The organism is Streptomyces niveiscabiei (assembly GCF_001419795.1).
GTDB classification, from domain to species: Bacteria; Actinomycetota; Actinomycetes; order Streptomycetales; family Streptomycetaceae; genus Streptomyces; species Streptomyces niveiscabiei.
Genome location: NZ_LIRL01000730.1, coordinates 1 through 14,352, shown reverse-complemented (window position 1 = coordinate 14,352; position 14,352 = coordinate 1). Strand labels below are relative to the sequence as shown.

The 14,352-nt window shown below is 71.1% G+C and carries 14 protein-coding genes; 5 read left to right on the top strand and 9 right to left on the bottom strand.

Annotation, left to right across the window (positions count from 1 at the left end):
• The 6 genes from AOK24_RS32070 to AOK24_RS32045 form a co-directional block, all read right to left on the bottom strand.
• Positions 1-1,231: MFS transporter (locus tag AOK24_RS32070; protein WP_420876709.1), on the bottom strand; the 1,231-nt coding region annotated here is incomplete at its 3' end.
• 127 nt (positions 1,232-1,358) lie between these two features.
• Positions 1,359-2,738, bottom strand: coding sequence for a glycoside hydrolase family 43 protein (locus AOK24_RS32065; protein ID WP_055723536.1), 1,380 nt, complete (start codon positions 2,736-2,738; stop codon positions 1,359-1,361).
• A gap of 164 nt (positions 2,739-2,902) precedes the next feature.
• Positions 2,903-3,772, bottom strand: a complete 870-nt coding sequence (locus AOK24_RS32060) for a sugar phosphate isomerase/epimerase family protein (RefSeq protein ID WP_055723535.1) — start codon at positions 3,770-3,772, stop codon at positions 2,903-2,905.
• Positions 3,769-4,785 (bottom strand): Gfo/Idh/MocA family protein, encoded by a 1,017-nt coding sequence (locus AOK24_RS32055; RefSeq protein ID WP_055723534.1) that lies wholly within the window; start codon positions 4,783-4,785, stop codon positions 3,769-3,771. The genes AOK24_RS32060 and AOK24_RS32055 overlap by 4 nt, the downstream gene beginning before the upstream one ends.
• A gap of 14 nt (positions 4,786-4,799) precedes the next feature.
• Positions 4,800-6,206: a sugar porter family MFS transporter gene (locus AOK24_RS32050; protein WP_055723533.1), complete on the bottom strand. Its 1,407-nt coding sequence runs from the start codon at positions 6,204-6,206 to the stop codon at positions 4,800-4,802.
• The gene (locus AOK24_RS32045; RefSeq protein WP_055723532.1) at positions 6,196-7,146 is read right to left on the bottom strand and encodes a TIM barrel protein; all 951 of its coding nucleotides are present in this window, start codon (positions 7,144-7,146) and stop codon (positions 6,196-6,198) included. The genes AOK24_RS32050 and AOK24_RS32045 overlap by 11 nt, the downstream gene beginning before the upstream one ends.
• A 175-nt stretch (positions 7,147-7,321) precedes the next feature.
• Between AOK24_RS32045 and AOK24_RS32040 the strand changes: the two genes are divergently transcribed.
• Positions 7,322-8,314 carry a LacI family DNA-binding transcriptional regulator gene (locus AOK24_RS32040; RefSeq protein WP_055723538.1) on the top strand — a complete coding sequence of 331 codons (993 nt, stop codon included), beginning with the start codon at positions 7,322-7,324 and terminating at the stop codon, positions 8,312-8,314.
• 53 nt (positions 8,315-8,367) lie between these two features.
• On the opposite strand, the gene AOK24_RS32035 is transcribed toward AOK24_RS32040, so the two are convergent.
• Complete coding sequence (locus AOK24_RS32035) at positions 8,368-9,363, bottom strand: substrate-binding domain-containing protein (RefSeq protein ID WP_055723531.1); 996 nt, start codon at positions 9,361-9,363, stop codon at positions 8,368-8,370.
• 242 nt (positions 9,364-9,605) lie between these two features.
• Between AOK24_RS32035 and AOK24_RS32030 the strand changes: the two genes are divergently transcribed.
• Positions 9,606-10,166: an EF-hand domain-containing protein gene (locus AOK24_RS32030; RefSeq protein WP_055723530.1), complete on the top strand. Its 561-nt coding sequence runs from the start codon at positions 9,606-9,608 to the stop codon at positions 10,164-10,166.
• 146 nt (positions 10,167-10,312) lie between these two features.
• Positions 10,313-11,455 carry an NAD(P)-binding domain-containing protein gene (locus tag AOK24_RS32025; protein ID WP_055723529.1) on the top strand — a complete coding sequence of 381 codons (1,143 nt, stop codon included), beginning with the start codon at positions 10,313-10,315 and terminating at the stop codon, positions 11,453-11,455.
• Positions 11,456-11,488: 33 nt separating this feature from the next.
• Here the strand turns inward: AOK24_RS32025 and AOK24_RS32020 are convergent, their stop codons facing one another.
• Entirely contained in the window at positions 11,489-11,836 is a 348-nt protein-coding gene (locus AOK24_RS32020; protein WP_055723528.1) for an ArsR/SmtB family transcription factor, read from the bottom strand.
• Between the two features lie 36 nt (positions 11,837-11,872).
• On the bottom strand, positions 11,873-12,268 hold the full coding sequence (locus tag AOK24_RS32015) for a MarR family winged helix-turn-helix transcriptional regulator (protein WP_055723537.1): 396 nt from the start codon (positions 12,266-12,268) through the stop codon (positions 11,873-11,875).
• Positions 12,269-12,540: 272 nt separating this feature from the next.
• Here AOK24_RS32015 and AOK24_RS32010 point away from each other — a divergent pair, with 272 nt between their 5' ends.
• Positions 12,541-13,338: a putative protein N(5)-glutamine methyltransferase gene (locus AOK24_RS32010; protein WP_055723527.1), complete on the top strand. Its 798-nt coding sequence runs from the start codon at positions 12,541-12,543 to the stop codon at positions 13,336-13,338.
• Between the two features lie 191 nt (positions 13,339-13,529).
• Positions 13,530-14,352 (top strand): hypothetical protein (locus AOK24_RS32005; protein WP_055723526.1); only part of this gene is annotated, 823 nt, incomplete at its 3' end.

The following is a 14,352-nucleotide window of genomic DNA, read 5'->3' as shown; positions in this document are numbered from 1 at the left end:
CGCCGCCGACCTGGCGGAACGCGTTGTTGCCGGCCGCTGCCATCCCGGCGAGCTGGTGGGGGACCGAGGCGACCGCCGTGGCCGTCATCGGCGTGATGACGAAGCCGAGGCCGAGGCCCAGCAGGATGAGCCGCCAGGACAGGGAGGCGTAGGACGTGTCGATGCCGATGGATGTCAGGGACAGCAGCGCGGCCGACGTCATCAGCAGGCCGCCCGTGATCAGGACGCGCGGGGACCAGCGGTGCATCAGGCGGGACGCCGGTTGCGAGACGACGATCGCCGCGAGCGTGACCAGGATCATCCGGCCCGCCGACTCCAGCGTCGTCAACTGCTGGACCATCCCGAAGTACAGGCTCAGCGCGAAGAAGAAGCCGATGAGACCGAGGAAGCTGATCATCGCGACCAGCGTCGTCGCCGTGAACGCGGGGGAGCGGAACAGCTTCAGGTCCAGCATCGGGCTCTCGCTGCGGCGCTCGGCGACGACGAAGACGACGGCGCCGACGGCCGCCAGCACCAGCGCTACGACGACTCTCGCCTCCGTGAACGAGCCCGCGCCGCCCTCGATGACGCCGTACACCAGCGCCGTGATCGTCACCGCCGCGCTGATCTGGCCAGGCCAGTCCAGACGCCGGGTGCCGGGCGCGCGGGAGTCCGGGACCAGGCGGGCCACCAGCAGCAGGGCCAGCAGCGACGCCGGGACCGGCAGCAGGTAGATCCACCGCCACGCGAAGTGCTCCAGGATCAGCCCCGCGATCACCGGGCCGAGCGCGAGCGCGCCCATCAGGGACGTCGCCCACAGCCCGACGAACCTGCCGCGCTCCCGGGGGTCCGGCACGGCGTGGCTGATCAGCGCGAGCGTCGTCGGCAGCAGGGCCGCCGCGCCGAGCCCGGACACCGCCTGCCCCGCCCACAGCACCTCGATCGACCCCGCCGACAGGGCGATGGCCGCGCCGATCGCGCTGAAGAGGAGACCGGCGAGGAACACCTTCTTACGGCCGTGTACGTCGCCGAACACACCGGCCGTCAGGATCAGCGCCGCCATCGGCAGCACGAACGCGTCGCTCACCCACGACAGTTCGGCCGTCGACGCGTGCAGCGCCCGCTGGATCGCCGGGAGGCTCACCGACACGGTGGTCACCGGCAGGTAGGCGACGAACACCCCCGCACAAGCCATCACGAGCGTCGCCGCCCGCCGCTCGCGCGGGGTGTCCGTCGTGGTCGAGACGTTCACGGGTTCTCCCTTGCCCTGTTGCAGCTGGGGGCAACTTTCCGCCACGGGGGCGGGAGAGACCGAGCCACACCAGGGGTGATGCCGGAAATCCGACATCCGAAGGGGGTTCCGCGAGGATCTACGACACTCAGTACCCGACCCGGAACGTCGCGTCCTGCCGCTCCGTCGCCGTCGAGACCGGGTCGACGCGCAGCGCGTAGCTGTAGTGCCGGATGTACCGCGTCGGGTCGCTGTACGACCGGAACGACGCCCAGCTCGCGTCCGCGAGGCCCGCCGTACGGTAGAACGTCGCGTCCCCGGCGAACGCCGACGTCCCGTCGTTCACGTCCAGTTGCAGCACGTAGTTCGACTGGCGCAGATACCGGTCCGGGAAGTTGACGGAGCGGAACGAGACGCCCGCGCCGTCCGCGAGGCCCGGGACCAGCGTCCACAGCGAGTCCTTGTACGGCTCGATCGGGTACTCGTCGATCCGGGCCGCGTAATTGGCGTGGCGGACGTAACGCGCCGGGAAGTTGTACGACTTGAGCCGGTTCCAGGCCGGCGCGCCCCACCTCGTGAGGAGGTTGTCGTACTCGGCTGTCGTGATCGGGACGATGCCGCAGTGCTTGGAGTTGACCGGCTGCGTGTACGTCTTCTGGTCCAGGGCGGTCCAGGTGCCGGTGGCGGGGCTGGTCGACTGCCAGGCGTAGAAGACGCCGTTGGGGGTGTACGTGTCTCCCCACAGCCACCAAAGATTGCTGTTCGTCAGGGACTTGACGATCGTCGGGGCCTCCGTGCCGCCGTGTGCCACCCCCGCGCTGTACTCCGTGAAGCTGCCCGGGTTCAGGGTCGTCGAGCGGGCACTCACCAGGGTCTGGTTCTTCTTGAAGTACAGGTAGTTGTAGCCGTTCACCCCTACGGCCATGTCACCGTCGATCACGTCGTAGCCGGGGTCGAAGAACACCTGCGGCGCCGACGCCGTCACGAAGTCCGTCGTGTAGTTGACCATGATGACGTTGTGGCCGCTGGAGTTGACGGCCGAGTAGATCACCGCGTACTGCTGCCGCCCCGCGTCCCAGAACGCCTCCGGGGCCCAGCTGTGCGTGGTCATGTCGTGCAGCTTCAGCCGCCGGTACCCCGTGAAGCTCCGCAGATCCGCCGAGTCCCACACGTGGATGTACTGGCTGTTGTAACTCCAGTCCGTCCCCTTGAGATCCGTCGCCAGCACGACGAACGCGCCGTTCTGCTTGCGCATGATGAAGGGGTCCCGCAGCCCGAGCGCCCCGGCAGTGGGGGTGACCAGGGGGTTGTTCTGGTTGAGCGGCGTCCAGTTCAGCCCGTCCGGGCTGACGGCGAGATGCAGCCCGTAATCGGTGCCGTCCCCCAGATTGGTCGACTCGGTGAAGTAGCACATCGCGTACGCCGAATCGGCGGCGTGCGCCGTACCGCCTCCCAGCACCAACGCGGCAGGCACAGCGGCACCCATGGCAAGAAGCCCACGGCGCGAAAGGTGGGGCAGTTCGCTCATCTCGATCTCCGTGCGGGGGGAGTTGGATGTCCGAAATATCGGACATGGTTCGGGAAATCGATCAGAAAGTAGGGGGTACGGGAACGCAGGTCAATGCTTCTGACAGGAACAGGGGTGAGCTGTGGGGGAGTTGTGAGGCGCCCGGACGGGCGCCTCAGGGGCGGTCAGGCCGTCAGTTCCTTGAGGATGCGGTCCAGCATGAACGCCGAGGACTCGTGCGCCCGTTCCTCCCACGCGAACACGCACGCCGTGGCCACGCCGTCGAAGTTCAGGGCACGGAGGGTGCCGAAGAAGGTGCCCCAGTCGACCTCGCCCTGGTCGATGTCCAGGTGCTGGTGGATGCGGGCCGGGGTGCCGGGTGGGTTCATGATGTAGCGGAGGCCCGAGGAGCCCTTGTGGTTGAACGAGTCGGCTATGTGGACGTGTTGGAGCTTGTCTCCGGCGTAACGGAGCATCTGCGCGATGTCGGCGCCGGTTTCGGAAGGGCCCGACAAGTGGAACGTGTGCGGCGCGCAGTACAGGTAGTTCACCCACGGTTTGTTGATCGCGCGGACCAAGTCGACTGCGGGCGTGTTCTCTTCGCAGAAGTCGTCCGGATGGGCCTCCAGGTTCAGAGCGATGCCTTCGCGCTCGAACAGGGGGAGCAGCTCCTCCAGCGAGCGCCAGAATGCCGCCTCGCTCTCGGCGGCCCGCTCGGGGCGGCCGTTGAACTCGCTGTTCATCAACGGGCATTCGAGCTCGGCGGTGATCTCGATCATCCGTTTCCAGTACCGGACGGCGGCCTGCCGCTCGGACTCGTCCGGCGACGACCACTTGTAGAGCGGGAGGACCGAGGACAGCTGAACACCGTGCGTGCGAAGGGAGTTCTTCAGTTCCGCGATCCGCTCGTCATCCGCGCGCGGGTGCAGGAAGAACGGCATGAAGTCATCGCGCGGCGACAACTCGATGTACTTGTACCCGAGTTCGGCCACCGTGCGGACCATCGCGTCGATCGGCAGCGCACGGAACATATAGGGGTCGAGGGCGATCTTCACGCGGCACCTCCGTAGAAGGCGGGACGGGGCTTCAGGTCGGTCGTGACGACGAGGCCGGACTCCAGGGCCTGGACGGTCGCCGAGGTGATGACGGTCGCGGCGTACCCGTCCCACGCGGAGGGCCCCGTGGGGGCGGAACCGGCGCCGACCCCGGCGATCCACTCCCGGAACTCCGTGTCGAAGGCGTCGCGGAACCGGTCGACCCAGTCGGTGAGGACGGCGGACGTACGCTGACCGGCGCCGCGCAGCGCCACGGCCGCCGGATCCGGCAGCCGCGCGAGCCCTTCCTCGCCGACCGCCTCGCACTGGATGTCGTACCCGTACTGGCAGTTGACGAAGACCTCCAGGTCGATCCGCACCCCCTTGGCGGTCTCGAACAGCATGATCTGCGGGTCCTTGAGGTGTGGAGCCCGATGCCGGGTGGCGCGGGGGGTGACGACCTGCGTGGAGACGATCTCGTCGTCCAACAGCCAGCGCAGGACGTCGACTTCGTGGACGGCCGTGTCGAGCGCGGCCATGTCGGAGGTGTACGAGTCGGGCACGCCGGGGTTGCGGTGCGCGCAGTGCACGATGAGCGGCGTACCGATCCGCCCGGCGTCGATGACCTCCTTCAGCTGCCGGTACCCGGCGTCGTAGCGCCGCATGAACCCGACCTGCACGAGCCGCCGCCCGTAAGCCTGTTCGGCCTCGACGATGCGGAGACAGTCCTCGGCGGTGGTGGCGAGCGGCTTCTCGCAGAACACGGGCTTCCCGGCGGCGACCGCGTTCAGGACGTGCTCGGCGTGGGTGGGCCCCCAGGACGTGACGAGGACGGCGTCGACGTCGTCCGAGGCGATCACAGCGGCGCCGTCCGGCAGGACCCGCGCCCCCACCGGCCCCGCCGCCTCGGCCGCACGCCCCGGATCGAGGTCGGTGACGGCGGTGACCCGCGCCCCGGTCACCGTGTGCGTGAGCCGCCGTATGTGTTCCGTGCCGATCCACCCGGCGCCGACGACACCGATGCGTACAGTCATGGCAATAGCTCCGATCAGGGTCGGGAGTAGCGGGCGCGAAGCTCCGCCTCCAGCGTTTCGAGCGTGCGCCCCTTGGTCTCGGGGACGTACCGCTTCACGAACGCGAGCGAGAAGAAGCCCGCGACGACGAACAGGAAGAAGGTGGCCGAGACGCCGATCCCGTCGACGAGGGACGGGAAGACCAGCCCGATCACGAAGTTCGTGAGCCACAGCACGACGGCCGCGACCCCCATCCCGAACCCGCGCATCCGCATGGGGAAGATCTCGGACAGCATCAGCCAGGTGACCGGCGAGATCGCGCCCTGCTGGAAGGCGAGGAAGGTGACGGTCATGGCGAGGACGGCGTACGCGCGCCCGTCCCCGGCGGGCAGCGTCAGCGAGAACACCCCGATGAGGAACAGCGCGGCGATCGTGCCGGCCTGCCCGGTCATCAGCATCGGTCGGCGCGGCACCCGCCCCAGCAGCCAGATCCCGACGAACGTCGCCAGCACGGAGATCACCCCGTTGGCGATATTCGCGGTGAGCGCGGAGTCGGAGGCGAACCCGGCGTCGGTGAGGATCTGCGTCCCGTAGTACATGATCGTGTTGACGCCGGTGATCTGCTGCACGATCGCGATCCCGAACCCCACGAACATCAACTTCCGCAGCCAGGGCGTGGACTTGACGTCCCGCCATCCGCCGAGCCGCTGCTCGGCGTCCTTGACGGCGAGCGCCGACACCTCGGCGAGTTCGCTCTCGGCCCGTTCCCGGGACCGCACTTGGCGCAGCACGTCCAGCGCCTCCGCGAACCTGGTCCGCGAGGCGAGCCACCGGGGGCTCTCCGGCATGACGAGCATCCCGAACCACAGCACGACCGCCGGCAGCGTCGCGACGACCAGCATCCACCGCCACACGCCGCCCGACTCGTCCCCGACGTCCGCGATCACCGCGTTGGACGCGAACGCCAGCAACTGCCCGCTGACGATCATCAGTTCGTTCCGGGTGACCAGCGCCCCGCGCCGCTCGGCGGGCGAGATCTCCGCGAGGTACACCGGCACGGTCACCGACGCCCCGCCGACCGCGAGCCCCAGCACGAACCGGGCCACCACCATCGACGCCGTGTTCGGCGCGAGCGTCGCCCCGAGCGCGCCGACGAAGAACAGCACCGCGAGCCCCAGGATCGTCCGGCGCCTGCCGCGCGCGTCGGACAGCCGCCCGCCCACGACCGCGCCCAGCGCCGCGCCGAGCAGCAGTGAACTGGTCACCATGCCCTCGGTGAACGGCGTCAGCCCGAGGTCGTCCTTCATGTACGGCAGGGCGCCGTTGATCACGCCCGTGTCGTAGCCGAAGAGCAGCCCGCCGAACGTGGCGACGACGGTGACGACCCGCAGCCGCCGCGCGACCCCGGGGGAAGCCTCAACCGCCTTGGTCTCAACGGTCATTGCCTGGCCTCCGCGTCCCCGTGAGCCCGCAGCCGGCGAGGTGCTCGCGCGTCCCGACCGCGATCGGCAACGGCACCTCCGGCGCGCAGGGATACAGATCCTGCTCGACGATCACGAACAACTCGGCGTCCAGACCGGCCAGTTCGGCGACGACCTCGGCGGGGCTCGGCACCCCGGCGGGCGGCGACACGCACACGCCCCGCTGGACGGCCTCCCCGAACGACAGCCCCTCGGCGGCGACTTGGGCGAGCACCTCGGGGTCCATCTGCTTGATGTGGACGTACCCGACGCGTTCCCCGAACCGCCGGATCAGGTCGACGCTGTCGCCGCCGCCGTACGCGACGTGCCCGGTGTCCAGGCAGAGGTTCGTGTACCGGGCGTCGGACTCGTTCAGGAGCCGCTCGATCTCCGGCTGGGTCTGGAGATGGCTGTCGGCGTGCGGGTGGATCACGAGGCGGACGCCGTACTCGTCGAGGAGGAGTTTCCCGAGGCGGTCGGCGGACCTGCCGAAGCCCGCCCACTGTTCGGCGGTCAGCTCGGGGGACTCCGTGAACGCGCCGGTCTTCTCGTCCCGGTACATCGGGGGGATGAGGACGAGGTGGTGCGCGCCCGCGGCCTGCGTCAGCGCGGCGACCTGGCGGACGTGCGCGAGCGTCTCGTCCCAGGCCTCCGGCCGGTGCAGCGCGCCGAACGCCGTACCGCCGGAGACCTGGAGGCCGCGGGACTCCAACTCCGCCTTCAACTTCTGCGGATCGGTGGGGAGATAGCCGTACGGGCCGAGTTCGAGCCACTGGTAGCCCGCCTCGGCCAGCTCGTCGAGGAAGCGGGGGTACGGCACCTGGTGCTGGTCCTCGGGGAACCAGACGCCCCACGAGTCGGGGGCCGAGCCCAGGCAGAGATTGCCCGCGGTAGCGCGGAGGGAGGCCGGCGCCTTTGCCATGACGTGTCCTTCCGATGGCCTGTAGCGCTCTACTAGAGCGCTCTACGTGAGTACGATCGGGCCTGTGCAAATGTCATGTCAATAGGTCGTTACGAGGAGATGTCTGGGAGTGCCGCGCCCCACGTACAGTGGGCCGCGAAGGGTGGTGGACGTGACGGTGGGAAAGCGGCCGACGATGGAGGACGTCGCCGAGCGCGCGGGGGTCTCCCGGGCACTCGTGTCGATCGTCTTCCGCAATCAGCCCGGCGCCAGCCAGGAGACCCGCGAACGGGTCCTGCGCGTCGCCGGGGAGATCGGATACCGGCTCGACAACGCCGCGCGCCTGCTCGCCCGCGGACGCAGCCGCACCATCGGCGTCCTCATCGCCGCCCACCAGCCCTTCCACGCCGACCTCATCGAGGGCATCTACCCCGAGGCCGAGCGGCTCGGGTACGACGTCCTGCTCTCCGCCACCGCGCGCGGACGCGGCGAGGACAAGGCCGTCGAGGCGCTCCTCGCGCACCGCTGCGAGGCCGTCATCCTGTTCGGCTCCGACGCCGAGCCCGCCGACCTCGACGCGCTCGGCCGCCGCACCGTCGCCGTCTCCGTCGGGCGGCGCGTCCCCCACGCCCGCGTCGACAGCGTCCACACCGCCGAGGGCAAGGGGGTCCGGCTCGCCATGGACCACCTCGTCGAACTCGGGCACCGCGACATCGTCCACATCGACGGCGGGAAGGGACCCGGCTCGGCGGAACGCCGGCGCGCCTACCGGGCCGCCATGCGCCGGCACTCCCTCCAGCCGCAGGCCCGCATCATCCCCGGCGACCACACGGAGCGGTCCGGCATCGAGACGGGGCGGCTGCTGCTCGCCGAACGCGACGAGGGGCGTCCGCTTCCCACGGCCGTCCTCGCGGGGAACGACCGGTGCGCGATGGGGCTGATGATGACCCTCGCGCGGGGCGGGCTGGACATTCCGCGCGACGTCTCGATCGTCGGGTACGACGACAGCCACCTCTCCCACCTGATGCCGCTCGGGCTGACGACGGTCCGTCAAGATGCGCTGCTGCTCGCGGAGTACGCGGTGCGGTTCGCGGTGGAGCGGCTGGAGGACGAGGAACGGGAGCCTCGGGAGGCGGTGGTGGACCCGAAGCTGGTGGTGCGGGGGACGACGGGGAAGCCGCGGGGGTGAGGGCGGTCGCGTCAACTCACCGGCGCGCACGCGGAGTTCGGCTGATTTCCCGCTCACCGCGTCCCCTTCTGCGCGAACTCCGCCACCGCGTCCACGTTCTCCTTCGTCACGAACGCCGGGCCCGTCAGGACCGGTGCCGTGCCGCCGCCGCTGACGTTGCCGTTGGTCCGGTAGAGCCACAGCGCGTCGACCGCCAAGTACCCCTGGAGATACGGCTGTTGGTCCACCGCGAACTCCACACTGCCCGCCTTGACCGCCGCGACCAGCTCCTTGTTCAGATCGAACGTCGCGACCTTCGCCCTGCTGCCCGCGTCCTTCACGGACTGGACGGCGGTGAGCGCGAACGGCGCGCCGAGGGTGACGACCTGGTCGATCGACGGGTCCTGGCGGAGTTTCGCGGTGATCGTCGCCTTCACGGACGGCATGTCCGTACCGGTGACGTAGATCTTCTCCGTCTTCCCGGAGAACCCCTTCTCCAGGCCGGCGCATCTGGACTCCAGCGCGACCTGTCCCTGTGACTGCACGACGCACAGCGCGCGTTTCGCGCCGAGCCCGTCGAGCCGCTTCCCGAACGCCTGCCCCGCGATCGTCTCGTCCTGCCCGAAGTACTCCAGCATGCCGAGGCTCTGCCACGCGTCCAGCCCGGAGTTGAACCCGACGACCGGTATCCCGGCCGCCGTCGCCTTCGCGACCACCGCCTTCATCGCGTCCGGCTTCGCGGCGGTCAGCGCGATGCCGTCCACCTTCTGGTCGATCGCGTTCTGCACGAGGTTCGCCTGATTCCCGGCGGCCGGGTCACTGGCGTACACGAGGTCGACGTTGTCCTTCTCGGCGGCGGCCGAGGCGCCCTTGCGGATGAGGTCCCAGAACGTGTCCCCGGGGTCCGCGTGGGTGATGAGGGCGACCTTCATCCGGGGAGTGCCCGCCTTCCCGGCCGGGGCGCCGGACCCGGCGGCGTCCTCGGCCTTCTTCCCGCCGGCCCCGCTGGAGCATCCGGCGACGAGCAGTCCCGTGACGAGGAGCGCGGCGATACGGGGGTGAACAGCCATGTCCTGCACCTCACTGTGCGGATGTGGAGCGCGTCAGTGGAGCGCTCTAGTGCCGGAAACTATGGGGTTGGCCGAAAGGGATGTCAACAGATCGGAGCGAGCGCCCCGCACCCCCCTGTGCAACGCACCCGCACACCTGTTCCCCGGGGGTGACGCGCCCCCGACCCCCGTACGCGACCCCGCCACCCGGGCGATCCTGGCCGGGACCGGCACACAACACCCGCACCGGCAAGGGGACTTCAGTGACCGACGACCTCCTCACCCGCAAGATCGCCCGAGGCTTCGACCAGCTCGACGCCGACGGCGACGGACGCCTCACCGAACACGACCACGTCCTCATGGGCCGGCGCTCCGCCCGGGCCCTCGGACACGAGGAGGGCTCCGCCGCCGAGGACTCGGTCGTCGACGCGTACGTCGGGATCTGGCGCGACCTGCACCAGCCGTTCGCGGGCGGCGCCGACGCCATCGAGCGGGACGACTTCATCGCCTCGACCCGCAGCCTCGCCGACGACCCGGAAGCCGCGTCCGCCACCCTCGGCCGCCTCGCCGAAGCCTTCCTCGCCATCGCCGACACCGACGGCAACGGCGTGATCGACTCCGACGAGTTCTACGCCTTCCAGGCCGGCCACTTCCCCACCCTCGACCGCGCCACGGCCGACAACGCCTTCGCCCACCTGGACCGGGACTCCAACGGCACCCTGTCCCGCGAGGAGTTCACCTCGGCGGTCCTGGAGTACTGGACGAGCCGCGACCCCGAGGCCCCGGGCAACTGGTGGACGGGAGTGCACCCGCTGGACGCGTAGCGGGAGGGCGGTGACGGCTCCGGTGATCCGCGTCGGCGCGTGATGTGGATCACCGGCCCGCCCGCCGCCTGGGGGGAATGCGGGCGCGGTCACGCTGTTGAACCGCATGCGACGTCAGGCCACCACCGCCCACCGCAGGACACCCCATGAACACGCGCACCTCAACCCCCGCCACCGGCACCCGCCGCGCGAGCGTCGTCGTCATCGGCGGCGGACAGTCCGGACTCTCCGCCGGCCACCACCTCAAGCGCCGCGGCTTCACCAGCGCCCTCACCGACCCCGGCGGCGAACGCACCTTCGTGGTCCTGGACGCCGAACCCGCCCCCGGCGGAGCCTGGCGCCACCGCTGGGAGTCCCTGCGGATGAACACCGTCAACGGCATCTTCGACCTCCCCGACTTCCCGCAGCCGCCGGTCGACCCCGAGGAGCCGAGCCGTACGGCGATCCCCCGCTACTTCGCCGGGTTCGAGGAGGCGATGGCGCTGCCGGTCCTGCGGCCGGTGACCGTCACCGCCGTACGCCCCCTGGACGACCTGCCCGACGGCGAGCTGGCCGTCGAGTCCAGCGCCGGGACCTGGACCACCCGTGCCGTCATCAACGCCACCGGCACCTGGACCAACCCCGTCCTGCCGCACTACCCCGGCCAGGAGACCTTCACCGGCGTCCAGCTCCACACCCGTGACTACGTCTCCGCCGAGCGGTTCGCCGGACAGCGCGTCGCCGTCGTCGGCGGCGGCATCTCCGCGCTCCAGCAGCTGGAGGAGATCTCGCGGGTGGCCACGACGCTCTGGTACACGCGCCGCGAACCCTTCTTCCGGGACGGCGGGTTCGACCCCGAGGTCGAGGGCCGCGAGATCATCTCCAAGGTCGCCGCCGATGTCGAGGCGGGCCGCCCGACCGGCAGCGTCGTCTCCTACACCGGCCTCGCCTGGACCCCGTACGCGCTGGCGGCCAAGGCGCGCGGGGCGCTGGAGCGCCGGCCCATGTTCACCGCCGTCGAACCGCACGGCGTCCGCGAGGCCGACGGCTCCTTCACCACCGTCGACACGATCCTGTGGGCCACCGGCTTCAAGGCCGCCCTCGCCCACCTGGACCCCCTGCGCCTGCGCAACGCGTCCGGCGGCATCACCATGCTCGGCACCCAGCCCGCCCGCGAACCCCGCGTGCACCTGGTCGGGTTCGGGCCCTCCCAGTCCACGGTCGGCTCCAACCGCGCCGGACGGCAGGCGGTCACGGCCCTGCTGCGGCAGTGGAGGACCGCCCCGCAGGAAGCGGCGGTCCCCTCCTGAGGCTCCCTTCCTGAGATTCCCCGGACAGCCGGTTCAGCCGTCCGCCGCAGGCCGGTCCGCCGAGGCCGCTTCCCGCTCCTGCGCCCCGAGCAGTGCGGCGAGCAGGCCCGGGAAGCGCCCGTCGGCGTCGTCGGCGCGCAGGGAGTTGAACTTGGTCGTCCCCACGTAGTACTGCCGGATGACCCCGGCCTCCCGCAGCACGTTGAAGTGATGGGTGCGCGTGGACAGCGACACCGGCGTCACGACCGCCCCGCAGCTCAGGTCCTCGGCGGACCGGGCCAGCTGGGAGACGATGGCGCGCCGCACCGGATCGGCGAGGGCCTCAAGGAACTGCTGGAGCGGGACGTCCGCGAGGTCGGGATGGTCGATGGTGCGGGCCACGGGGACTCCAGCGGGGCGGGAAACGGTGCGATCAGGTCATCGTACGGAGGATTCGCCCGCCGCGTTGTAGCGCACCAGATACGCGGCGAACCTCTCCAGATCCTCCGCCGCCCACCCGGCGAGCCGCTCCCGGAACGCCGCGCGCCGGCTCTCGGTGACCTGCGCGAGGATCAGCCGCCCGGCGTCCGTCAGGTACAGCCCCTGCACCCGCAGGTCCGCCGGGTCGGGCCGCCGCTCGATCAGCCCGGCCCCCTCCAGCGCCGTCACCTGCCGGCTGATCGTCGACTTGTCGAGCCCGTGGTGCGCGGCGAGATCGGTCGCCCGCGCGCCCTCGGCCTCCTCCAGGTGCCCCAGCAGCGTGTACGACACGAGCGTCAGCTCGGGATGCAGCCGCCCGGCGCTCGCCCTGGCCCGCCGGGCGAACGCGGTCATCTCCCGCTGGATGGTCTCCACGGCCTCGGAATCCACACCGGACCTCCCTCCGCGCCTCTGGTTGCAGAGTACAACCGGATACGCCCCGTGGCCCCACCGGACCCGTGGGGTAGGGTGACGCCGGTCGCGACAGCCGCGACCACCGGGAGACGAGGAGGTGGGACCCATCACCGCTGTGTCAGCACGGGTGCTCCCCCTCCGTATCGGCGCGGACCGCCGGCCGTAGGGACCGTACGAGCGCCCTTCGCCACCCCGAAAGTGCTCGAACCTCCATGAACCCCCTGCTCTCCACCCGCCCCGCCGTCATCGCCGCCCTGCGCGCGGCAGGCTGCGTCTTCGCCGAGGACGAGGCGGACCTGATCCTCTCCGCGGCCCGTACGGAAGCCGAACTCACCGCCCTGGTGGCCCGCCGGGCGGCCGGTGAACCCCTCGAAGTGGTCGTCGGCTGGGCCGGGTTCGCCGGTCTGCGGATAGCCGTCGCCCCCGGCGTCTTCGTCCCCCGCCGCCGCACCGAGTACCTGGTCGACCGCGCCCTCGCCGCCGCCCCGCACGCGACGGTCGTCGTCGACCTGTGCTGCGGCTCCGGCGCGGTCGGCGCCGCCCTCGCCGCGTCCCTGGCCCCGCCGGAACTGCACGCCGCCGACGTGGACCCCGCCGCCGTGGCCTGCGCCCGCACCAACCTCGCCCCGTACGGCGGCCACGTCCACGAGGGCGACCTGTACGCCGCCCTCCCGGCCACCCTGCGCGGACGCGTCGACATCCTCGCCGCGAACGTCCCCTACGTCCCCACCGGCGAGGTCCCCCTCCTGCCCGCCGAGGCCCGCGACCACGAACCCCTCGTCGCCCTCGACGGCGGCAGCGACGGCCTCGACGTCCTGCGCAGGGTCGCCGCCGAGGCCGCCCACTGGCTCGCCCCGGGCGGCTGCCTCCTCGTGGAGACGAGCGAACACCAGGCGCGGCGGGCCCTGGACGCCTTCGAGGCGGGCGGCCTCACCCCGCGCCTGGAGTACGACGACGACCTGTACGCCCACGTCGTCCTCGGCATCCGGGGGCCGGGCCGGAAGGCCTGACGGCACGGGGCTCGGCGCCTGACGCTTCCGGCGCCCCTGCTTTCGGCGCCCGCCGTTTCCGGTGCCCGGCACCGAGCCCCCCGCGCGTCGTCCCCCGTTCCCCAACTCGCCGCCGTACATGGGCTGTACACGCCCCGCACCACCCGACAGACTGTTCCGCCGATCCCCTCCCTACCGAGGAGTAGGCACCCATGCCTCTGCGCCCCACCCGTCGGCTCCGTGCTGCCCTGGTGACGCTCGCCACCGCCGCGGCCGTCGCGTTCTCGGCCGCGCCGCCCGCGTCCGCCGCCGACACCTGGACCGAGGTCGGCTCCGACCGCGCGAATCCGCTGACCGAGAGCCAGGGGCTCACGTCCGTGGAGGTGCCGGCGAACAGCCCGAACCGGTACACCGGCATCGGGACGATCCCCGTCGGCGTCAGCGTCCGGGGCTGGAACCACGTCGGGGACCCGGACGCCGCGTCCGACGGGACGTACATCGAGCCCTACCAGCAGGACGTGGGCACCTCGAAGATGTTCCGCGTCCAGTCCCCGAACGGCACCTGGTCCGAGTACGTGCACGCGCTCGGCTCCGGCGAGGCCCTCAACAACTCGTGGGTCGCGATCTCCCCGGACGGACAGTGGATGCTCGCGGGGGAGTGGGGCACGATGACCCGCTTCCTCGTCTTCCCGACCCCCGGCGTCAACCCGGCCACCTCGCCGGGCGGCAACCTCCCCTGGGTCACGACGGTCACCCTCGACCGCCCCGTCCGGGACGTCCAGGGCTGCGACTTCTCCGGCCCCACGACCCTCCTGTGCTCCTCGGACGACCCGGCCGGCACGCTCTTCGGCATGACGAAGCCGCTCCTCCAGGTCGACCTCGCGGCGCGGCCGAACGGCACCTCCAACGTCTCCGGCCACGTCACCGCCCTGCGCCAGCTCCCCCTGCGCAGCGGCTGCACCGGCAGCTTCGAGACGGAGGGCATCGACTACGACCGCCGCAGCGGCGTCCTGCGGGTGATCGTGATCTCGCCGG